The sequence below is a fragment of the Ruficoccus amylovorans genome, assembly GCF_014230085.1.
GTDB lineage: Bacteria > Verrucomicrobiota > Verrucomicrobiia > Opitutales > Cerasicoccaceae > Ruficoccus > Ruficoccus amylovorans.
Genome location: NZ_JACHVB010000034.1, coordinates 91,521 through 112,990, shown reverse-complemented (window position 1 = coordinate 112,990; position 21,470 = coordinate 91,521). Strand labels below are relative to the sequence as shown.

11 protein-coding genes and 1 pseudogene are annotated in these 21,470 nt (G+C 63.0%); 6 read left to right on the top strand and 6 right to left on the bottom strand.

Annotated elements, in window-relative coordinates; genetic code table 11:
• Window positions 1-61: 61 nt before the first annotated feature.
• A pseudogene (locus H5P28_RS19760) lies at window positions 62-2,146 on the top strand (heavy metal translocating P-type ATPase metal-binding domain-containing protein); the annotation flags it as partial.
• A gap of 105 nt (window positions 2,147-2,251) precedes the next feature.
• Here H5P28_RS19760 and H5P28_RS10995 read toward each other — a convergent pair.
• Genes H5P28_RS10995 through H5P28_RS10985 form a run of 3 tightly spaced genes read right to left on the bottom strand, consistent with a single transcriptional unit; the run spans window position 2,252 to window position 8,747 of the window.
• Complete coding sequence (locus H5P28_RS10995) at window positions 2,252-4,021, bottom strand: TolC family protein (RefSeq protein WP_185675753.1); 1,770 nt, start codon at window positions 4,019-4,021, stop codon at window positions 2,252-2,254.
• Window positions 4,022-4,065: 44 nt separating this feature from the next.
• The gene (locus tag H5P28_RS10990) at window positions 4,066-7,308 is read right to left on the bottom strand and encodes an efflux RND transporter permease subunit (RefSeq protein ID WP_185675752.1); all 3,243 of its coding nucleotides are present in this window, start codon (window positions 7,306-7,308) and stop codon (window positions 4,066-4,068) included.
• A gap of 23 nt (window positions 7,309-7,331) precedes the next feature.
• Complete coding sequence (locus H5P28_RS10985) at window positions 7,332-8,747, bottom strand: efflux RND transporter periplasmic adaptor subunit (RefSeq protein WP_185675751.1); 1,416 nt, start codon at window positions 8,745-8,747, stop codon at window positions 7,332-7,334.
• Window positions 8,748-8,896: 149 nt separating this feature from the next.
• Between H5P28_RS10985 and nifJ the strand changes: the two genes are divergently transcribed.
• The 4 genes from nifJ (at window position 8,897) to H5P28_RS10965 (ending at window position 16,909) form a co-directional block, all read left to right on the top strand.
• Window positions 8,897-12,448 carry a pyruvate:ferredoxin (flavodoxin) oxidoreductase gene (gene nifJ, locus H5P28_RS10980; protein WP_185675750.1) on the top strand — a complete coding sequence of 1,184 codons (3,552 nt, stop codon included), beginning with the start codon at window positions 8,897-8,899 and terminating at the stop codon, window positions 12,446-12,448.
• Window positions 12,449-12,450: 2 nt separating this feature from the next.
• Entirely contained in the window at window positions 12,451-13,449 is a 999-nt protein-coding gene (locus tag H5P28_RS10975) for a dihydroorotate dehydrogenase-like protein (protein ID WP_185675749.1), read from the top strand.
• Between the two features lie 199 nt (window positions 13,450-13,648).
• On the top strand, window positions 13,649-15,172 hold the full coding sequence (locus tag H5P28_RS10970) for an N-acetylmuramic acid 6-phosphate etherase family protein (protein ID WP_185675748.1): 1,524 nt from the start codon (window positions 13,649-13,651) through the stop codon (window positions 15,170-15,172).
• A 51-nt stretch (window positions 15,173-15,223) separates the two neighbouring features.
• Window positions 15,224-16,909, top strand: coding sequence for a beta-N-acetylhexosaminidase (locus tag H5P28_RS10965; protein ID WP_185675747.1), 1,686 nt, complete (start codon window positions 15,224-15,226; stop codon window positions 16,907-16,909).
• On the opposite strand, the gene H5P28_RS10960 is transcribed toward H5P28_RS10965, so the two are convergent.
• Complete coding sequence (locus H5P28_RS10960; protein WP_185675746.1) at window positions 16,879-17,229, bottom strand: helix-turn-helix domain-containing protein; 351 nt, start codon at window positions 17,227-17,229, stop codon at window positions 16,879-16,881. The genes H5P28_RS10965 and H5P28_RS10960 overlap by 31 nt on opposite strands.
• Before the next feature lie 350 nt (window positions 17,230-17,579).
• Here H5P28_RS10960 and H5P28_RS10955 point away from each other — a divergent pair, with 350 nt between their 5' ends.
• A complete protein-coding gene (locus tag H5P28_RS10955; RefSeq protein ID WP_185675745.1) occupies window positions 17,580-17,762 on the top strand; it encodes a hypothetical protein in 183 nt (60 codons plus the stop codon).
• A 71-nt stretch (window positions 17,763-17,833) separates the two neighbouring features.
• Here the strand turns inward: H5P28_RS10955 and phoU are convergent, their stop codons facing one another.
• Window positions 17,834-18,511, bottom strand: a complete 678-nt coding sequence (phoU, locus tag H5P28_RS10950; RefSeq protein WP_185675744.1) for a phosphate signaling complex protein PhoU — start codon at window positions 18,509-18,511, stop codon at window positions 17,834-17,836.
• Between the two features lie 272 nt (window positions 18,512-18,783).
• Window positions 18,784-21,315, bottom strand: coding sequence for a DEAD/DEAH box helicase (locus H5P28_RS10945; protein ID WP_185675743.1), 2,532 nt, complete (start codon window positions 21,313-21,315; stop codon window positions 18,784-18,786).
• Window positions 21,316-21,470: the final 155 nt, after the last annotated feature.

The window sequence follows — 21,470 nt, the reverse complement described above, 5'->3', positions numbered from 1 at the left end:
AATTAACGATTTAATTATTCGGCCTTTTTGTGACGAATCGACCTGAAAACCGCTTTCACCCGTGACCGATACGCCCTCAGTCTCTCCGACCCGCGAATGCGCCCACTGCGGCACACCGTTCCGCCCTCACCGCGAGGACGAACACTACTGCTGCAAGGGCTGCGAGTTTGTGCACGGGCTGATCGAAGGGCAAGGGCTGGAGCAGTATTATGAACTCCGACGCGGCACGTCCGACCCGGTCAAGGGCGTCCCCTTCCAACCCCGCGATTACGAGTGGCTGCCTTCGCTCATCGCCGAGGCTGAAGCCACCCAGCCGGAAAAACCGAGTCTCGTGCTCGACCTTCAGGGCATCTCCTGCATCGGCTGCGTGTGGCTGATCGACAAGCTGTTCGACCGCCAACACGGTGCCCGCGAAATCGATGTCAACCCCCAGCGCGGGCAGATGCTCCTGAGCTGGAAGACCGGGGAATTCGACGCCGTGGGCTTTGTCCGCGAGCTTCAGCAGTTCGGCTACCTGGCCGGCCCGGCCACCGCCCGGCGCGGCCACGAAAGCCACCGGCTGACGTCCCGGCTCGGCCTCTGCGGGGCTTTCGCGCTCAACGCCATGATGTTCACCCTCCCGCGCTACCTGGGCATGGAGGAGGACTTCCCGCTCGCCCGCTGGCTGGAGCTGCTAACCGTGCTTTTCGCCACCCTGTGCATGGCCACCGGGGGGAGCTACTTCATCGGGCGGGCCGTCGGGGCGCTGCGCCGGGGCGTGCTCCACATCGACCTGCCCATCGCGCTCGGCGTCACCGTGGCCTACCTCGGCTCGCTCGCCGGGTGGCTCGGTGGAGCGGCCAACCTGCTTTACTTCGATTTCGTGGCGATTTTCATTTTCCTCATGCTGCTCGGGCGCTGGACGCAGGAGTACGCCCTGGAAAAAAACCGCAACCGCCTCCTCAGCGCCGACCACCGCCCCGAGGCCGTCAACGTGGACACCGGCAACGGCGAACGCGCCCCCGAACGGCTGGAAAAACTCCGCCACGGTCAGCGTTTTTATGCCGCCCCCGGCGGGCTCGTCCCCGTCTGCGCCCGGCTGGAAGAGGCCGAGGCTACCTTCTCTCTGGAGTGGATCAACGGCGAGTCCGAGCCGCGCACGCTCAAACCCGGCCAGCTCGTCCCCGCCGGGGCGCTCTACACGGGCGTATCCGAAATTTCACTACTGGCCGAGGAAACCTGGCAGGACTCGCTCCTGCGCCGCCTGCTAGAGATCACTCAGTCCTCGGGGCGCAACCGCGCCCTTGAGCGTATCCTCAAGGTCTATCTCATCGTCGTGCTGATCCTCGCCGTCACCGGCGGAGCCGCCTGGGTCGCCGCCGGAGCGGGCATGATGGCGGCACTCCAGGTCTTCATCTCGGTGCTGGTCGTGTCCTGCCCCTGCGCCCTCGGCGTGGCCTATCCTCTGGCCGGGGAACTGGCCGTGTCGCGGCTGCGGCGGGTCGGGGTCTTCGTCCGCGAGGAGAGCCTCTGGGCCCGGTTGCTGAAGGTCCGCCACATCCTTTTCGACAAAACCGGCACCCTCACCCTGGAGTCACCGCGCCTGCGCAACCCCGAGGCGCTGACCGCGCTCGCCCCGAACGCCCGCGTAGCCCTCGGACGGCTGATCGAGCGCAGCCTGCACCCGGTCAGCCGCGCCCTGCGGGAAAATCTCGGCGTGACCGCCGCCCCCGGCACGGTGAACGATGTGATCGAGCATGTCGGCTACGGCATGGTCTGGATGGACGCCGAAACGCGCTGGTCACTCGGTCGGCCTGGCTGGGACGGCCAGCCCGTGCGGGCAGACAAGTCGGCCCCGCCCGCCGCCGACAACGCCTTCGACTGCGAACTGCGCCGGGACGGCGAGCCCGTCGCCGCCTTTGCCTTTGAGGAGGAGGTTCGGCCCGACGCGCAGGAGGAAATTGATGCGCTGGGCCGTCATGGTTTTCAACTACACGTGCTCAGCGGCGACCGCCCGGCCAAGGTGGCGGCTCTGATGGCCAAGCTGGGGCTCCCCGAGGCCGACGGACTGGGCGGGCTGACTCCGCAGCAAAAGGCGGACTGGATCGTGCAGCACGCGCCAGACAGCTCGCTCATGCTCGGGGACGGAGCCAACGATTCGCTGGCCTTTGACGCGGCCACGTGCCGCGGCACACCCGTGGTGGACAAGGGCCTGCTGGAGCAGAAGGCGGACTTTTACCTCATCGGGCGCAGCCTGCGCGGGCTGGTCCGGCTATTCGAGATCGGCCGACGGCGGCAACTGGCCATCCGCAACGTTTTCGGCTTCGCGGTCCTCTATAATCTGCTGGCTGTGGTCGTCTGCCTGGCTGGGCTGATGAATCCCCTGCTGGCCGCCGTCATCATGCCGCTGAGTTCCCTTATCACCCTGGGCATTGTCGGCCTGCGGCTGGGACGCGCCTGACCCGTCCTTGGCGTCTTCGTCCTTCTCCATCCACTGCGGAGTGAGCGGTTCGGGGTCGGGATCGCTGTCGCGGAACAAGCCGTCAACGGCGAGCGCCTCCTTTTGCTCCTTGGACATTTCCTCGCTGGCGTAGCGCTCCTCGATCCGCTGCGCGGGCTGCGGGAGTGAGCCGATGGCGTTGGCGAGGTTGGCGACGGAGTTGGCCAGCCGGGACTCGGCATCGACCAGCGCCTGGCGCGAAGTGTCGAGATCCTGCTGAGCGGTGAGCAGGTCGAGCAGGCTGTTGATCCCGGTGTTGTAGCCGATGGAAATCGCGTCGTAAGCCTGCTGCTGCGCGGTGACGGCTTCCTTGCTGGCATCGACCTGTTTGATGGCCGAGCGGAAGGCGAAGTAGTAGGTCCACACGTTCGAGACGACCTGGATCTTCTGGTTGAGCATAGCCTGCTCCTGCGAGCGCAGGGTCGAGCGAGCCTTCTCGATGTTGTACTTCTTGTTAAAGCCCTGGAAAATATCCCACTCCAGCACGAGCGCGGCCTGAGCGTACTCCATCGGGTTGTTCGTGCGGTTGATCGAATGCGTATAGGAGCCCTGCGCCTGGAGGCTGAGTTCCGGCCAGAGAGCGGCCTGGGCGGCGGCGAGATCGTACTCGGCCGAACGGGTCTCGGCGTAGGACTGGAGAATATCCGGACGCTGCTGGAGCGCGAGTGCGACCAGCCCACTGACCCCTTCGTCCACCTCGGCAAAGCTCGGCGGAGCCGCCGGGGGCTCGATCTGGAGGTACTCGCCGACCTTGATCCCGAGGGCGGCGGCCAGTTGGGCGCGGGATCTTTCGATGTTGGCGTAATCGACTTCCATCTGCGCCTCGACCGTTTTGACATCGGCGAGGGCCCGGAGCATGTCCTGCTTATTTCCAAGGCCGGTTTCGAGTTTGGTCTTGGCGGCCTGGTAGGTGGCCTTGGCGTTTTCGAGCGAGGCCTCCGTGGCGGCCAGCGAAGAGTTGGCCGCGTGCAGGTCGTAGTAGGCGGTGACAACCTGCTGGACGATGTCCTGGTAGGTCTGATTAAAGGCAAAGTTCGCCGCGTAGAGCGATTCGCGGGCGGAGTCGGCCGTGGCCGAGCGCTGCCCGAAGTTGAAGAGCAGCCAGTTCATGGTCAGCGACGGCCCGTAGGTGGTCGCGTTTTGCGTGCCCTGTACGAGGTAGTTCTTCGCATACTCGCGGCCGACACTGCCACTGACGCTGACCGTCGGGTAGTAGTCGCTCTGGCTCTGGCCGTAGGCCGCGGCGGAAGCCTTGGCCTGGTACCAGGAGGCGCGGGTCTCCGGGTTGTTCTCCAGCGAAATGTCGAGCAAAGTCGGCAGGTCGAGCGGCTTGACCCCGATCTGGTTGGACGCGGCGGACGGGCGCGGACCGGGGACGACGACGTTCTGGCCGGGCAGGGACTCGGCGGGCGGCTTCCACAGTTCGCTCGGGCGGCGCGAGACTTCCTCGTCCACGTTGACGCAGGAGGTGAGCAGGAGCCCGGCCCCGAAGGCCAGCAGGCCGACGGTCAGGGCGGAGCGTTGGAAAGGCGCGCGATTCATGGTCATCACAGGCTGGGGGGAGGAAGGGTTCCGTTCATTCCGGCTCATGCTTCCCCCTTATGGTCAGGGGTGCCCGCGGCTTCGTGTCCCTCGGTATCCGGCTCGGGCGGGACGGAGGTGTTGATACGCTCGCCACGGTGGAAGAGCGGGATGCGGTCAGTCACCTTCTCCTGGAAGGCGTCGAAGTAAAGGTAAAGCGCCGGGGTGATGTAGAGCGTAATCAACTGCGAGACGATCAGCCCGCCAACGATGGACGAACCCAGCGGCTTGCGGGCGGCGGCGTCCGCGCCCCAGCCCAGGGCAATCGGGACCGCGCCCAGAAGCGCGGCGGCGGTCGTCATGATGATCGGGCGGAAACGCTCCATACACGCTTCGTGGACGGCGGCGCGGCGGTCGAGCCCCTCGCCCTGGCGCATGATGGCGAAGTCGATCATCATGATGCCGTTCTTTTTCACGATCCCCATGAGCATGAACATCCCGATCCCGGCGTACATGGAGAGAGTCTGGTCGAGCAGCAGGAGCGTGCCCAGACCGCCGACGATGGCCACCGGCAGAGAGGTCAGCACGGTGATCGGGTGGATGTAGCTCTCGTAAAGGATACCGAGGATGACGTACATGACGAAGACCGCCACGATGGCCATGATACCCATGCTGATAACAGTCTCGCGGAAGAGCAGCGCCTGCCCCTGAAACTGCGTCATCACGTCATCGGGGACAACCTGGCTCGCCGTCTTGCTGATGAAGTCCGTGGCGTCGCCGATGGGCACGCCCGGCCTCAAGTCGTAGTAAAGCGTGACCGAGCTGAAGTTGTTGAAGTGGTTAACGGCGAGCGGGCCGACGTTCTCGCTGTAGCTGGCGACGAGGTCGAGCGGCACGAGGCTGTTGTCGATGACGAAGTCCTCCGAGGAGCCGACGTAGAGCTGGCTCTGGTTCAGGGCGCTGGTCATATACAGCTCGCTGAGCTGGTTCGGATTGGCGCGGAACTGCGGGGCCGCCTCAACGATCACCTGGTACTGGAGGAAGGGACTCTTGATCAGGTAGCTGTAATTGAGCGAGTAGGCGTCCTTCATCACCGTGGCGAAGTTGGTCGGCGTCACCCCGTAAACCGAGGACAAGTCGCGTCGGATGGCCATTTCCACCTGCGGGTTGTTCAGGTACAGGTCGCTCTGGACGCTGGCAAAAAGCCCGCTCTGGTACATGGCCCCCTGGAGCTGCTGGGCAGCCTTGTAAATGGCGTCCGTGTCCAGGCCGGAAAGTGTGTAGGCGTAGGCCCCGAGGTTGGTGTTGGTCGCGCCGGTGCTGATTTCCAGCGAGGGCTGCGGACGCACCGCCGGGATGATTCCCGGGATCGAGGCCATGCCCCCGTTGAGCATTTCGCTCACGTCCTCAATCGGCGGACGCTTGTCCGTGTCGATGAGCGAGATGAACATGATCCCGTAGTTGCTCTGAATAAACTGACCCACCCCGGTCACGGTCACGAAGTTGCGCACGTAGGGGTTGCTACGGATGACCTCCTTTACCTTCTGCTGGTACTGCTGCATCAGCTTGGGAGAGGCTCCGGACTTGGCGATGAACACCCCCTGGATGAAACCGCTGTCACCGACCGGGATAAAGGTCTTCGGCACCAGCATGAGGAACCAGACCACCCCGCCCATGCAGGCGAACCAGACCAGCGCCGACACCCAGCGGTGCTTGAGGAAAAAGTCCAGCGACGAGCCGTAGTGCTTGAGCAGCCAGGCTTCCAGATGGTAGGCCACACGCTCCATCTTCGTCTGGCTGTTTTTATCATGCTGCTTGAGCATACGCGCGCACATCAGCGGCGTCAGCGTCAGAGAGACCAGACCGGACATGAGCACGGCGACCACGATGGTGACCCCGAACTCGCGGAAAATCCGCCCCATCAGCCCGGACATGAACACCAGCGGGATAAACACCGCCGCCAGCGAGAACGTCATCGACAAAATGGTGAAGCTGATCTCTTTCGCGCCATTGAGGGTGGCCCGCATGGGCGACTCCCCGTAGTCCTGCATGCGCCGGACCATGTTTTCCAAAAACACCACCGCGTCGTCCACGAGGAAGCCGATGGAGAGCGTCAGCGCCATGAGCGAAAGGTTGTCCAGCGTGTACCCCAGCAGGTACATGACGACGAACGTCAACAGCAGGGACATGGGCAGCGCGACGACGGGGATGAGCGTATCGCGGGCGCGTCCGAGAAAGAGAAAGATGACCAGACAGACCAGTACGAAGGCGATGATGAGCGTCTCCTGCACGTCATCCACCGAGGCCTGAATCGTCTTCGAGCGGTCGTAAATGTCTTCAATGATAACCGAGTCGGGGATCATCTCACGCAGGACCGGGTACAGTTCCCGCACTTCCTTCGAGACTTCGACCGCATTGGCCCCGTCTGCCTTCTGTACCGCCAGCACGACGACAGCCGCGCCGTCGGGCACGCCTTCCTGCCAGTAGTCGATGTTCAAGTCCTCATACTGGATACCGTCCACGGCATCACCGATGTCGCGCAGGTAGATCGGGCGACCGTCCTTGACCGCGACAATGAGGTCGTTGTACTGCTCGGCCTTGTCAAGCTGGGCATTCGGCTGAATGGTGAACATCAGCTCGTTGCCCTTGAGCTGGCCCGCGCCGAGGGTGTTCGTGCCCTGCTGGATGGCCGAGGTGATCTGATCGAAGGTCAGCCCGCGCTGGTAGAGCTTTTTCGGGTCAAGCTCGATCCGAACCGCCCGCGGCGATCCATACACGTTGACCTGGGAAACACCCGGCAGGATCTGAATGCGCTGCGAGACCTGCATGAAGGCCAGGTCGTAGAGATCGCCCTGGGTCATGGTGGTCGAGGCCATCCCGATGTAGAAAATCGGCTGCTCGTTCGGGTTGGTCTTCTGGTAGGTCGGCGGGCTGGGAAGGTCCTGCGGGAGGTTGCCCTGGGCGCGGTTGATGGCGGACTGCACGTCCGTGGCCGCCGCGTCGATGCTCTTGTCCAGCGCGAACTGGAGCACGAGGCTGGTGTTGCCCTGTGTGTTGGACGAGGTGACGATCTCCAACCCCTGAATCTGGAGGAACTGCTGCTCCAGCGGGGAGGCGACGTTGGCCGCCATGATCTGGGGGCTGGCCCCCGGATAGCTGGCCTGCACCTGAATAACCGGGTAGTCAACATCCGGAAGGTCGCTGACCGGGAGCTGCGTGTAGCTCCAGACGCCGAAGAGCAGCGCCGAAAGCGCGCACAGCAGCGTCATAACCGGGCGTTTGACGAAGGGTTCGGAAATAGATGCCATGACGTACGGTCTCGAACCCTGGGTTATTCAGCGGCTTTCTTGGGTGTTGCGGAGGAGCCGGAGGATTGGCCAGTCGGCCCCTTGCCGTCGTCACCGTAGCCTTCGAGCTGTTCGATAAAGGCCGCCTCCTTCTCGGAGAGAGCACCGTGCTTTTTCAAATTTTCGACCAGATCGGGCGGGAGTTGCCCGGTTTCCTCGATCTGCTTAAACAGTTCCGGCGAGCCCTTGTTGTACTTTTTGAGAATGCCGATGACCTTGTCGGTCGTGGCTTTGGGCAGGCGGTTTTCCTTGGGATTGTCGCTGGTGACGATGACCTCGTTGCCGGGCATGAGGAAGACCTGGCCCTCGACCACCACGCGCTCGCCGGCGCTCAGGCCGGACTTCACGACCATAGTGCCGTTCTCCTGAAGCTGCCCGACGCTGATCGTACGCTGCTCAACGGTGTTGTCCGATTTGATGACAAAGGCGTACGTCCCCTGCTGACCGTAGGCGACCGCCCCCTCCGGCACCACCAGGGCGTCCTTGAGCGTTTTCAGGATGATGCGGACGGCGATGGGCTGGTTCGGCCAGAAGGCGTAATCGGCGTTCTTCATCGTGGCCCGGAGGTTCACGGTGCCGGTGTTGGCCGCCACCAGGTTACCAAGGATGGTCAGGTCCGCCTCACGGGAAAGCTTGTTGTCGGAGTCGTCCTCCCCGTCCAGGTAGCTGACGAGGATTTTCAGGTTTCCTTCGGCCTCATCGTAGTACTTCTGCACCTGAGGGAAAACCGTGGTCGGCACGATGAAGTCCACGTAAATCGGATCCATCTGCTGGATCGTGGTCAACTGCTGGTTGGCCGAGGCGTAAACGACGTTGCCCTGGTTGACCTGATAAATCCCGATCATCCCCGAAACCGGAGCCGTGATCGTGCAGTAGTTGAGGTTGACCTGGGCCGCTTCGAGCGCGCCGGTATTTTCCTCCACCTGGCCTTCGAGTTGGATCACGTTGGCCTCCATCTGCTCGAAGCTCTGCTCGGCCACGAGTTTCTGCGGGACCAGCGGGCGGTTGCGCTCGACTTCGAGCCGGGCGATCTCCAGCGCCGCGATCGACTGCTGCAAGCGCCCCTTGGCCTGGGTCACAGCCGCCTCGTAGGGGGGCTGGTAGATAGTGTAAAGCAGGTCACCCTCCTCCACAGTGCTCCCCTGCTCAAAGTGGATCTCCATGATCTGCCCATTGACCTGAGAGACGATGTTGACGCTCTCCAGAGAGGTGATCTTGCCCAGCGTGTCGTAGTACAGCGGCACATCCTTGGCCTCGACAGTCGCCGCGGTGACGGTGCGCGCGTGGGATTTCTGATCCTGCTGGGGCTTCTCGCCGCAACCGGCCAGCATGAACGAAAGCGAGGCAAGCGATCCGACGACCCCCACCCGGCAAAGCCAGGACTTTAGTAGCAGATTCATAAGTAGGACGTGTGTGATCTCAGAACTGCGCCCCCCTGTCAACAACAGGGATTCGCCGCCGGAAAACAGTGTCGTACGTAAAAACTGGTCCGACCCATAAGTTTACCTTGTCATTGGTAAAAACAAGCGTTAGCTCTACTAATGAATCTATGACGCAGTCACTCTCCATTAAGGACGCCAACGAGGCGGTCGCTCAGATCGCCTACCGTTTGAGCGAAACCATCTCCATATATCCAATCACACCGTCTTCGCCCATGGCGGAGCATTGCGATGAGTGGTCCAGCCAGCGAAAGCCCAATCTGTGGGGCGTCGTGCCGGAAGTCACCCAGATGCAGAGCGAAGGCGGGGTCGCCGGGGCCGTCCACGGTGCCCTTCTCGGAGGCACCCTGACGACGACCTTCACAGCCTCGCAGGGTCTGCTGCTGATGATCCCGAACATGTACAAGATCGCCGGCGAGCTGCTGCCTTTCTGCATGCACGTGACTGCCCGCTCCCTGGCCACCCAGGGGCTGTCGATCTTCGGAGACCATTCAGACGTGATGGCCTGCCGCCAGACCGGCTTCGCCATGCTCGCCTCCAACAGCGTGCAGGAAGCCCATGACATGGCCGCCGTCTGCCACGCCGCCACCCTCAAGTGCCGCGTGCCCTTCATGCACTTCTTTGACGGGTTCCGCACCTCGCACGAGATCAACACCTACGAGCCCCTGCCCGAGGAAGTCATCAAGGACCTGATCGACGAAAAAGCCATCTCCGACTTCCGCAAGCGCGGGATGAGCCCGGACGATCCCTTTATCCACGGCACCGCGCAGAACCCGGACGTCTATTTCCAGGGCCGCGAAGCCTCCAACCCCTTCTACCACGTCCTGCCCGAAGCCGTCACCGAGGCCATGAACAAGCTCGGCAAGGCCACTGGCCGCCACTACAGCCTCGTGGACTATGCGGGCGACCCCGAAGCCGACCGCGTAGTCGTGGTCATGGGCTCGGGCGCGGAAACCTGCGAGCAGACCGCCAACTGGCTCAACCAGAACGGCGAAAAGGTCGGCGTGATCAAGGTCCGCCTCTACCGCCCCTTCCCGCTGGATGCCTTCATCGACGCCATCCCGGCCAGCGTCAAGTCCATCGCCGTACTCGACCGTACGAAGGAGCCCGGTTCCCTCGGCGAACCGCTTTACCAGGACGTCATCACCGCGCTGGCCCAGCGCCCCCTGCGCCGCGAAATCACGGTCGTCGGCGGCCGCTACGGCCTCGGCTCGAAGGAATTCGACCCCGCGATGGCCAAGGCCGTCTTTGACAATCTCAAGGCCGACGCGCCCAAGACGGGCTTCACCGTGGGGATCATCGACGACGTGACCAACACCTCCCTGCCCGTCAGCGAGGACTTCGATCTGGAAGCGCCCGACATCTTCCGCGCCGTCTTCTTCGGCCTGGGCTCGGACGGCACCGTCGGGGCGAACAAGAACTCCATCAAGATCATCGGCGAGGAGACCGACAATTACGCCCAGGCGTACTTCGTCTACGACAGCAAGAAGAGCGGCGCCATGACCGTCTCGCACCTGCGCTTCGGCCCCCGCGCCATCCAGGCCCCGTACCTGATCAAAAACGCCCGCTTCGTCGGCTGCCACCAGTGGCAGTTCATGCGCCAGTACGACCTGCTCAAGTACGCCGCCGAAAACGCCGTCTTCCTGCTCAACTCGCCCTACGGCCCCGAAAAGGTCTGGAACCACCTCCCGCACGAAGTGCAGGAGGCCATGATCCGCAAAAACGTCCAGCTCTACACCATCGACGCCTACCACGTCGCCAAGGAAGCCGGCATGGGCGGGCGCACCAACACGATCATGCAGACCTGCTTCTTCGCCATCTCGGGCATCCTGCCCAAGGACGAAGCCATCGCGCAGATCAAGAAGGCGATTAAGAAAACCTACGGCAAAAAGGGCGAGGCCATCGTTCAGAAGAACTACGCCGCCGTCGATGCCGCCGTGGCCAACCTTTACGAGATCCCGCTCCCGGCCACCCCGACCTCGGAGGATGTCATTCCGCCGACCGTCGCCGCCGAGGCCCCGGACTTTGTCAAAAATATCACCGCGATCATGATGCGTGGCGAAGGCGACCGGCTGCCGGTCAGCGCGCTGCCCATCGACGGGTGCTGGCCGACCGACACCGCCCGCTGGGAAAAGCGCAACATCGCCACCGAGATCCCGATCTGGGACCCGGAAATCTGCATCCAGTGCGGCAAGTGCGCCATGATCTGCCCGCACGCCACCATCCGCGCCAAGTACTACCCCGAGGAAGCCGCCGCGGACGCACCGGAAGAGTTCCGATCTACCGCCTTCCGCAGCCGCAACAACCCGGGCAACCTCTTCACCATTCAGGTCGCGCCCGAGGACTGCACCGGCTGCGGGCTGTGCGTCACCATCTGCCCGGCCAAAGACAAGGCCAACCCGCGCCGCAAGGCCATCAACATGGAGCCGCACGAGGACTGCGTGGAACGCGAACGCAAGAACTACGACTTCTTCCTCGACCTGCCCGCTCCGCCCCGCGCCGAACTCGGCCTCACCGTCAAGGACAGCCAGTTGCGCGAACCGCTCTTCGAGTACTCCGGCGCCTGCGCCGGTTGCGGTGAGACCCCGTACATCAAGCTCCTCACGCAGCTCTTCGGCGACCGCCTCCTGGTGGCCAACGCCACCGGCTGCTCCTCCATCTACGGGGGTAACCTGCCCACCACGCCCTACTCCAAGAACGCCGACGGACGCGGCCCGGCCTGGGCCAACTCCCTCTTCGAGGACAACGCCGAGTTCGGCTACGGCATCCGTCTGGCCGCTGACCGCAAGGGCGACATCGCCCGCCACTACCTCCAGCGCTGCGCCTCCGAACTCGGGGACAATTTGGTGCGTGAAATCCTTCACGCCCCGCAGCAGACCGAGGAGCAGATCTTCGCCCAGCGCGACCGCGTCGCGGTGGTCAAAAACCGCCTCAAACTGGTCAACACGCCTGAAAGCCGCGTGCTGCTCGACCTGGCCGACTTCCTCGTAAAGAAGTCCGTCTGGTGCATCGGCGGTGACGGCTGGGCCTACGACATCGGCTTCGGCGGGCTCGACCACGTGCTGGCCTCCGGACGCAATGTCAATATCCTCGTCCTCGACACCGAGGTGTACTCCAACACCGGCGGTCAGTCTTCCAAGTCCACCCCGCTCGCGGCTGTGGCCAAGTTCGCCGCCGGCGGCAAGGCCACCCCGAAGAAGGACCTCGGCATGATCGCGATGGGCTACGGCAACGTCTTCGTCGCCAGCGTCGCGATGGGTGCCAAGGACAGCCAGGTCGTCCAGGCCATGGCCGAGGCCGAGAGCTTCGACGGGCCCTCGCTCATCATCGCCTACAGCCATTGCATCGCCCACGGCTACAACCTCAACTTCGGTCCCGAACAGCAGAAAAAGGCCGTCGCCTCCGGGCACTGGCCGCTGTACCGCTACGACCCGCGGCGCACCCTAACCGGCGAACCGGCGCTCAAACTCGACTCGCCACCCCCGAAGATCCCGCTGCGCGAGTACATCGAAAACGAGGTGCGCTACCGCATGCTCATGAACAGCGAGCCCGACCGCTCCGCCGAACTGATCCGCCAGGCCCAGGAACGCGTGCAGGAGAAAGCCGCCCGCTACCAGCTCATGGCCTCCGCCGGAACCGCTAACGACGAAGACGCGAACTAATCATGGACTTGAAAACCACTTACCTCGGACTCGAACTGCCGCACCCCTTCGTGGTCGGCGCCTCGCCCATCGCCGCCCGGCTCGACCGCGTCCGCCTGGCCGAAGATGCCGGAGCCGCCGCCATTGTGATGAACTCGCTCTTCGAGGAGCAGATCATCCACCATGAGGAAGGCCTCCAGAAGCACGTTCTCAGCCATGAGGATTCCTTCGCCGAGGCGACCAGCTACTTCCCGTCGGCGGACGAGTTCGACCTCGGCCCGGACGAGTATCTGGAGCGCATCCGCGAGATCAAGCAGGCCGTTGACATCCCGGTCATTGCCTCGCTCAACGGAACCAATCTGGGTACCTGGACGGAGTACGCCAAGTACATGGAGGAGGCCGGAGCCGACGCACTGGAGCTGAACCTCTACTACCAGCCCCGCTCGGCGGAGGAAAGCAGCGAACAGGTCGAGGGCAACTTCGTCGAAATCGTTGAGAAGGTGCGCCAGAGCGTGAAGCTGCCGCTGGCAGTCAAGCTCTCGCCCTTCTTCTCGTCGCTGCCTAACTTCATCAAGCGCATTGAGGACAAGGGGGCCAATGCCGCCGTCATCTTCAACCGCTTCTACCAGCCGGACATCGACATCGAAAACCTGGAGGCCGTACCCTCGCTCAAGCTGTCGGACTCCTCCGAGCTGCTGCTGCGCCTGCGCTGGCTCGCCATCCTCTCCGGTCGCACACAACTGGACCTCGCCGTGACCGGCGGCGTCCACACCGCCGAGGACGCGATCAAGGCCGTCATGGCCGGGGCAGACTGCATCCAGCTCGTCTCCACCCTCCTGCGCCACGGCCTGCCGCAACTCACCAAGCTGCGCAACGAAATGGCCCAGTGGATGGAGGAGAAGGAGTACGACTCGCTCGAACAGATGAAGGGGAGTATGAGCTACCAGCACGCCCCAAACCCTGAAGCTATCGAGCGCGCCAACTACCTGCGCATCCTCCAAAGCTGGGACGTGGAAGCCTGACCGACACCACACGGTTCGCGACATACTATCCGATTTATATTCGACGCCGGGCTTCATCGCCCGGCGTTTTTTATACCCCCTATGGCATTCGTGCAAAATCGCCTAGCTTGCCCCCCGTACCCAAAAAACTTTACGTGACTTCATCTGACCACACGAATAACATATAGTTTTTATCTCAACACATTCTCCTTTCTCCCCCATGAAAACAGCAGCCAACGCGGATGAATTTCTCTTCATGGCGGACCAGTTCCGCCTCGGCGAACTCGTGACGGAGCAGCCCCACCCCCTCACTCGCAACCTCTCCGAACTCGCCCGCCACGATCTCCCGCAGGCCGTCGCCACGCTTAAAGAGGTGGACCGCCTTGCGCTGGAAAAACTCTCCGCCTGCGCCAACGGCATACAAGCACTGGCCGCCGCCGTGGGGGATACCTTCGCCGCTGGAGGCAACGTCTTTCTTTGTGGCTGCGGAGCGACCGGACGGCTCTCACTCGCGCTGGAAACCCTGAGTCGCGAAGGCATACTGCCTCCCGAATTAGCCGGGCGTGTCACCGGATTCATGGCCGGGGGCGACGCTGCGCTCATCCGCTCACTGGAGGGCTTTGAGGACTTTCCCGCCTATGGCGAACGCCAGTTGCGCGAACTGGGCTTTGGCGAAAAGGACCTGCTGCTGGCCATTACCGAAGGCGGCGAAACGCCTTTCGTCATTGGCGCGTGTGAAGCCGCCGCCACGATCTCCCGGCGCAAGCCGTGGTTCCTGTATTGTAATCCGGATACAACGCTGGCCCGCGTGGCCGAACGTTCCCGACGCGTATTGGAGCACCCCGGTATCCACAAACTCAACCTCTGCGTCGGCCCGATGGCGCTGACCGGCAGTACCCGCATGCAGGCCAGCACGGTCCAGATGCTCGCCGCCGGGCTCGCGCTGGAGCATCACGCAGCACCGAAAGAGGTCCCCGCCGCGCTGGAGGATTTCAACCGACTGGCCATGAAAACAGACTGGGGTTTTCTGGCTGAATTTATCGCGGCCGAAAGCGATCATTACACTGCGGGTGGGCACATCCTCTACGAGACCGATGCCTATGGCATCACCGTGCTGGCTGACACCACCGAGCGCTCCCCGACCTTTTCCCTGCCCGCTTTTGAAAACACACGCCTGCCTGGCCAGCCGGCCAGCCTCTGCTACCTCTGCCTGCCGCATTCACCTGACTCCGCCGCCGCCTGGGCACATCTGCTGCGGCGCACCCCGCGATGCCTGGAATGGGAAGAGTGCCGCTCCGTGGCCGGGCTGGAAACCCTGCTCGGATTTGATATTTCTCTAAAAGCCCGCACCCATCGACGTAGTAAAAATTCCGATACATTTTGCATCCTTCAATCCGAAACCGGCATTTCACTAAACCTTGGGCCAGTCAGTCACCAACTCGCCCTCGCGGAACAGCCGCTGCTTTTCCGTCACCTCTTACTCAAACTTCTGCTCAACACGCATTCGACTCTGGTCATGGGCCGTCTCGGGCGATACGAGGGCAACCTTATGACCTGGGTCAAGCCCTCCAACAACAAGCTCATCGACCGGGCCGTGCGCTTCATCCGCGAACTTTACCACCGGCGCACCGGGCAGGAGGCCGACTATGCTGAAACCGCGCGCGTGCTCTATCGTGTGCGCGAGACACTGGGCCCGGACGAGGCCATTGTCCTGAAGACTCTCGACGCACTCTCTTGCAGTTGACGCATCCCCCTCCACCAGCCTCACGGCAATGCCCTGCACCCTTTCAGTCTCATGCACCTGTTTCCCCAGCCTCGCAGCCTGAAACTCCACCCCGGCACGGCATCCCCGCACGACGCGCTCTTTGTATCCAAAATCCATGACAACCTGGCTCCTGGGCACTACACACTCCGCATCGGCCCGGACAAAATCGAAATCACCGGAGGCGATACAGCCGCTCTCGCCTACGCCGACGACACGCTGGCCCAGATCCGCGCACAGTCGCCGGAGGGGCAACTTCCCCGGCTGGAAATCAGCGACGGGCCGGCCTTCCGCGAGCGCGGGTACATGCTCGACATCAGCCGCTGCAAGGTGCCGACGATGGACGAGCTGCTGCGGCTGGTGGACCGGCTGGCCACGCTGCGCTACAATCAGCTCCAGCTCTACACCGAGCACACCTTCGCCTACACCGGGCATGAGAGCGTCTGGCGCGACAGCTCGCCGCTGACCGGCGAGGAGATCGAGCAACTCGACGCCGCCTGCGCCGCCCGCCACATCGAACTGGTCCCGAACCAAAACTCCTTCGGCCACCTCGAACGTTGGCTGCGCCACCCCGCCTACCGTCACCTGGCCGAGTGCCCGGACGGCTTTACCTCACCCTTCGGGGACTTCCGCCCCTACGGCGCGACGCTCAAACCCAACGCCGACAGTCTGGCCTTTCTCGACGAACTTTACACCCAGCTACTGCCGCACTTCCGCAGCCGCCGCGTCAACGTCGGCTGCGACGAGACCTTCGACCTCGGGCTGGGCTGGAGCCGTCCGCAGGTAGAGGCAGAGGGCATCGAGGAAATTTATCTGGAGTTTCTGGAAAAGATCGGCCAACTGGTCGAAAAGCACGGCCACCAGATGTTATTCTGGGCCGACATCGTGCTCAAGCGCCCCGAACTGATCGATCGCCTGCCCGCCGGGAGCGTTCCCGTCGTCTGGGGCTACGAACGCGATCACCCCTTTGCCGAGCAATGCGCGCAGATGGCCGCCGCCGGACTGGAGTTCCAGGTCGCCCCGGGCGACTCCACCTGGCTGAGCACCCACGGGCGACTCGAAACCGCCCAGGCGAACATCGCTCTGGCCACCCGCGAGGGCCTCCGGCACGGAGCCCACGGTCTGCTCCTGACCCACTGGGGAGATCAGGGGCACATCCAGCCTTACGCGCTGTCGCTACCCGCACTTGTCATGGGTTCTCAATACAGTTGGGAAGGCGCAGCCGCCAACGTCGAACGCTGGCCGGAGTTTTTAAGTACTCGCTTACTCAACGACACCACCGGCGAGTTTGCCCGCACCCTGGCCGCGCTCGGTTCGGTCGAGTCACTCACCACCCATCGCCAGCATAACCGCAGCGTGCTTTTCCGAGGGCTCTTCGCCGAGATCGACGAAGTCCGCGCACTGGCCGAGAAGATCACTCCGGTCGAGAGCGTCGCCATCGCCACCCGGCTCGATGAGGCCGAGGCGCACCTGTCACGCGCCTGCCCGCGCTGTCCGGACGCGGACTGGCTCCGCGACGAGGCCGCGCAATCCCTCCGACTGACCCGGCTCGCACTGGCACGGTTGGAATCCATCCGCACGGGCAAATCCCGGGAGACACTTCTCCCGCAGTTGGAGGAAGCGCTCTCCTGCCACGAGTCCCAATGGTTGCTCCGTAACCGCCCCGGCGGACTCCCCGAGAGCAGGAGCTATTTTACCGGACTGCGCGAGCGGCTCTGATCTGGTTGCTCCTTGGAGGCGGTCTTCGGCGGACGGCCCGGAGGCCTCTTCATAACGACGCGGTCCTGCGGGCCGAGCCACAGCAGTTGCCAAGCCTCTTTGCCATAGGCGGCAGCCAGCTTGTCAATCGTGGAGAGCCGTAATTCCGGACGCCGTCCGGCCTCAATCCCCTGGTAATGCTTGTAGTCCAGGCCCGCTTTTTCGGCAGCTTGTTCCTGAGTCAAGTGATTGAGTTCACGCAAGTGACGCAGGTTATGGACGAGGGCTTCGTAGGAATTGGGCACTCCCATATGATGCTCGTAAATTACGGCTTGAAACACCGCACTAAATAGAGTGTTTATAGATATCCAACAGATAACAAAAATTCGAGCAACTGACGCCCCATGCCCAAGGATCTGACAGAAGCTTCACGCTCTCCCGCGTTCCGTCAGCAGATAACGGAAACGGTTATTACCTTTCACTGCATCGCGAGGGCCATCCGCGACGCGGGGGAAATTTCGTCGGATGAGTTGTACGCACGTTTGAAAAGCAAAACCACCCCCCGGGAATACAACCTCATCATCGACGCTCTCAAGTATGGCGGACTCGTATCAGAGACACCCGCCCATTGCCTGCGCTGGGTCCGTGGACGGCCCCGATAAGCATGCTGAACAACATCCCCACACCCATCATGAAAATTGACCTTTCCCGCCTCCCAGCCCCCATTATGGAAACGGTCCGGCTTTTCGCCGCCGTGGAGGGGGTTGTTCTGCAAACCCAGGAGGACTATTCCCGGTATATTCTTGAGGATAAGGACGCCCTCGAAGTTGCCCTGCCCTATCTCGACAGCGACTACACATGGCACCCGCAGTAGGTGCCCGTACGGAACAGTGCATAGAGGCTACACCTCGCTTGAGAATACTTCGACCAGAGCAACTGCGCTTTTTAACCCTGCACCGAGCGTTTGACCGCCTCGGTGTGACGCACGTCATCGCCTTCTAGCAGGTAGATGACGTCCTCGGCCACATTGGTGGCGTGGTCGCCGATGCGTTCCAGCGCCTTGGAGACGAAAATCAGCTCGATTGACTGCTCGGTCAGCGTCGGCTCAGCGCGAATGCCCGCCGTGAGGTCGCGGTAATTCTTCCGGTGCAGGTCGTCGATCTGGCGGTCCTGCTTGGGCACGGAGTAGGCGACCTTGGCGTCGTCGCCGATAAAGCTGTCCATCGCGTTGCGCAACTGCTCGATGACCAACTCGGCCATGGCGGGGATGGCATGAAGCTTTTTCGGCGGGTAGTTCTCGTGCATGCGCCGGGCGTACTTGGCGATGGTGGTCGCCTCGTCGCCGACGCGCTCCAGGTCGTGGCAAGCCTTCATCGCCATAGTCAGCAGGCGCAGGTCGGAGGCGACCGGCGAGCGCAGGGAAATGTAGCGGATGGCCTCGCTGTCGATAGCCAGCTCCAGCTCGTCGATCCGGTCGTCCATTTCGATGACCTTCTCCGACATCACGGGGTCGCCCTCCACCAGCGACTGCACCGCCAGCCGCACCACCTCGATCGCACGCTCGCCCATCAGGACAAGATTCTGTCTGATCTGCTTGAGTTCAGCCTGGTAAAACGGGTGCATGCGGGTGTTGGTTTTATAGAAAAATCCGGCGACGGCGCGCGGAGAGTGAGAACAGGGACTTGATCCGTCCGGAAATCCCCGCCATCCGCGCAAGCTCATGCAGATGGCCGGTTTCACCGAAAGGTTCAACGAAAATAAGATGCACGCCGCGCAGGCAAAGGCAATGGCCGGAATGTGACATTACCGTAACAATCGCTGGCGATCCCGGCCAGCCAGCGTCACCCGCTCTCCTTGCATCAGAGAAAAAGCCTCGGCTCTTCTTCCCCGCAAACTCAATCCCCGCCCTTGTCGGGCAGCAGATCGATCAACTCGTGGAGCGAGTGGAAGTATTGCGTGAAGTCGGCCCCGCCGGGAGCGGCCCGCATGGTCTCCTCGAAGAGGAAGCGCTTGCTGGACTTGAGCTGCTGGACGCGGTCCTCGACCGTCCCGGCCGTGACGAGGCGGTAAACGAAAACCGTCTTGCGCTGGCCGATGCGGTGCACGCGGTCGATAGCCTGGTTCTCGACCGCCGGGTTCCACCACGGGTCGAGCAGAAAGACGTAGTCGGCGCTGTGGAGGGTGACCCCGGTGCCCCCCGCCCGCAGGCTGACCAGCATGACGGCGGGATTTTTCGTGCTCTGGAAAGCCTCCACCGGCTTGGCGCGGTCGGCGGTCTTGCCGGTGAGGGTGTGCAGTTCCAGGCCGGGCAGCTCGATGTCGAGCATCAGCTTCACCCGGTCCAGGAAGCTGACGAACTGGCTGAAGACGACGGCCTTGTGGCCACTGGCCACGACTTCGCGCAGACGGTCCACCAGCGTGAGCAGCTTGCCGCTCTGCTGCCAGTCGGTCTGCTTCATCCACGGGAGCAGGCCCGGGTCGCAGGAGACCTGCCGCAGGCGCGTCAGCAGGGTCAGCAGGCTGAAGGTGTTTTCCGCCGTGTACTCGCCGAGGTTGTCACCCATGCGGGCCACGCCCTCCTCCGCCAGTTGCGCGTAGAGGCGGCGCTGGAGTTCGGTCATGGAGCAGACCAGATCGCTCTCGACCTTGCCCGGCAGCTCCTTGAGCACCTTGTCCTTGGTCCGGCGCAGGACGAAGGGCGCGATCTGCACGCCGACCTTTTTCATAAACCCTTCGGGGTCGGCCTGGTAGTGCTCCTCGAAGCGGCGGCGGCTGCCGAGCAGGCCCGGCATGAGAAAGCGGAAAATCGTCCACAGGTCCAGGAAGCGGTTTTCGAGCGGCGTACCGGTCATGGCGATCCGGTGCTCGGCCCGGATGCTCATGCACGCCTGCGTGACTTTGGCCTCCGGGTTTTTGATGTACTGGGCCTCGTCGAGCACGGCGTAGCCGAAGTTCACCTGGTCGAGTTGCGGCTTGTGACGGCGCAGTTGCGTGTAGCTGGCGATCCACAGGCACGGCTCGTCCGAAACGGAGAAATTCTCGTCCTTGCGCAGGATGCGGCAGACCTGATCGGGGAAAAACTTGCGCAGCTCGCTCTGCCAGACCGGCACCACACTGGCCGGGCACACAATGATAGAGCGCTTGCCCGCTACGGGGTGCGCCACCAGCAGCGAGAGGATCTGAAGCGTCTTGCCCAGGCCCATCTCGTCGGCGAGCAGCCCGTGGCAACCGTTGGCGCAAAGATGGGCGAGCCAATGGCAGCCGTGGCGCTGATAAGGGCGCAAGATCGGCAAGAGCTTGTCCTTTTTGTCACTGCCGGGCGAGGTCAGGCGGCGACGCCAACTGTCGAGCCCTTCGCTCAAGTCGAGCTTCACCTCCTCGCGCCCGAAGAGCGAGCACAGCAGGTAGAGCGGGAGCACGCCGTTGCCCTGCTGGTTGAGCGACGAACGCCAGTCGGCCAGCGCCTCGGTCTGGCGCTTGTTGACCCGGACCAGACCGCGCCCCTTGAGGAAGACCAGGCTCTCGCCGCGGAAAAAACGGTTCTGCGCGGCCAACTCGGAAATGTTCTCGCCGTCCAGCTCGAAGCGCCAGTTCAACTCGAAGGCCTCGCCGTTAATCTCGTGCGCCTGGGCGGAAATGTCGAGGTCGCGGATGCCGTTCTTGAGCGCGAGCGCGTCGGGGGTGAGCAGGCAGGCGAAGTACTTGCGCCAGCGGGGCAACTCGTTCGTGAGGAAGCCGGGCACCTCGTCGAGTCGGGCGAGCAGGTAGCGGTTGGTCTCGCCGGAGAAGCGGAAACCCGCCTTACGGGCGAAGTTGGCCAGCCGGATGAGCTTCTCGCGGTCGGCGGCTGACAAGCTGTCCCCGGTGAGCGCGTCCTCGCCCAGGGCCGCGACTTTCACGTTGTTGTCCAGCCAGTAAACGGCGAAGTCCAACCCCAGTTCCGAGGCGCTGAAATCGAGCTGCAGCTCGCGCGTATCGCTGAGGATTGGGGTGCCCTCGCTGGGCACGGGGGGAGAATCTCCATTGGAGGACTCGGCGGCAGGCTTCTCGTCATCGCTCGTGGTGACGGTCTTGGGCCGCTCAGTCGGGAGCGGGGAAATTTCCTCCGCGATCAGTTCCTCGATCTCGTAGAGGCCGGCGGCGGCCAGACACTTGCCCCGCGAGATGTCTTCGGTCGAACCGCGTACGTGGAGCTTGTTGTGGTTCCACTCGATGACGGCGTAACTCTCCTCATCGCGCCAGCTGCCGTGGATAATCGCGTCCTCGGCGGTCAGCTCGATCTCTCGGATGCCGCCGTCGCGGTAGCAGGCACGGCCTTCACGCAACTGCCCCTCGCTGAAAGCGCGTTCCCAGTCCTGACAAAGCTTCCGAAACCACACCTCAAGGGCGTCGGAGGAGTACAGGCGTTTGGCTGAGCGGCAATCCATAAGGGCAATTCCAGCGATAAGGAACCGACAACGGTATAGCTTGCACCATGCCTAGGCAAGCGAAACATGGCCCAGAAGAAGACTTCCACCAAAAACTGGCAAAATCCATTATTCGCCACCTTCCAGGCCAGCCTTCAACGCCTTTAGTGCATTTC

Excerpts from the sequence above, each read along its gene's own strand:
- H5P28_RS10995 (WP_185675753.1), bottom strand. The coding sequence starts at position 4,021 with ATGAATCGCGCGCCTTTCCAACGCTCCGCCCTGACCGTCGGCCTGCTG.
- H5P28_RS10990 (WP_185675752.1), bottom strand. The coding sequence starts at position 7,308 with ATGGCATCTATTTCCGAACCCTTCGTCAAACGCCCGGTTATGACGCTG.
- H5P28_RS10985 (WP_185675751.1), bottom strand. The coding sequence starts at position 8,747 with ATGAATCTGCTACTAAAGTCCTGGCTTTGCCGGGTGGGGGTCGTCGGA.
- nifJ (WP_185675750.1), top strand. The coding sequence starts at position 8,897 with ATGACGCAGTCACTCTCCATTAAGGACGCCAACGAGGCGGTCGCTCAG.
- H5P28_RS10975 (WP_185675749.1), top strand. The coding sequence starts at position 12,451 with ATGGACTTGAAAACCACTTACCTCGGACTCGAACTGCCGCACCCCTTC.
- H5P28_RS10970 (WP_185675748.1), top strand. The coding sequence starts at position 13,649 with ATGAAAACAGCAGCCAACGCGGATGAATTTCTCTTCATGGCGGACCAG.
- H5P28_RS10965 (WP_185675747.1), top strand. The coding sequence starts at position 15,224 with ATGCACCTGTTTCCCCAGCCTCGCAGCCTGAAACTCCACCCCGGCACG.
- H5P28_RS10955 (WP_185675745.1), top strand. The coding sequence starts at position 17,580 with ATGAAAATTGACCTTTCCCGCCTCCCAGCCCCCATTATGGAAACGGTC.
- phoU (WP_185675744.1), bottom strand. The coding sequence starts at position 18,511 with ATGCACCCGTTTTACCAGGCTGAACTCAAGCAGATCAGACAGAATCTT.
- H5P28_RS10945 (WP_185675743.1), bottom strand. The coding sequence starts at position 21,315 with ATGGATTGCCGCTCAGCCAAACGCCTGTACTCCTCCGACGCCCTTGAG.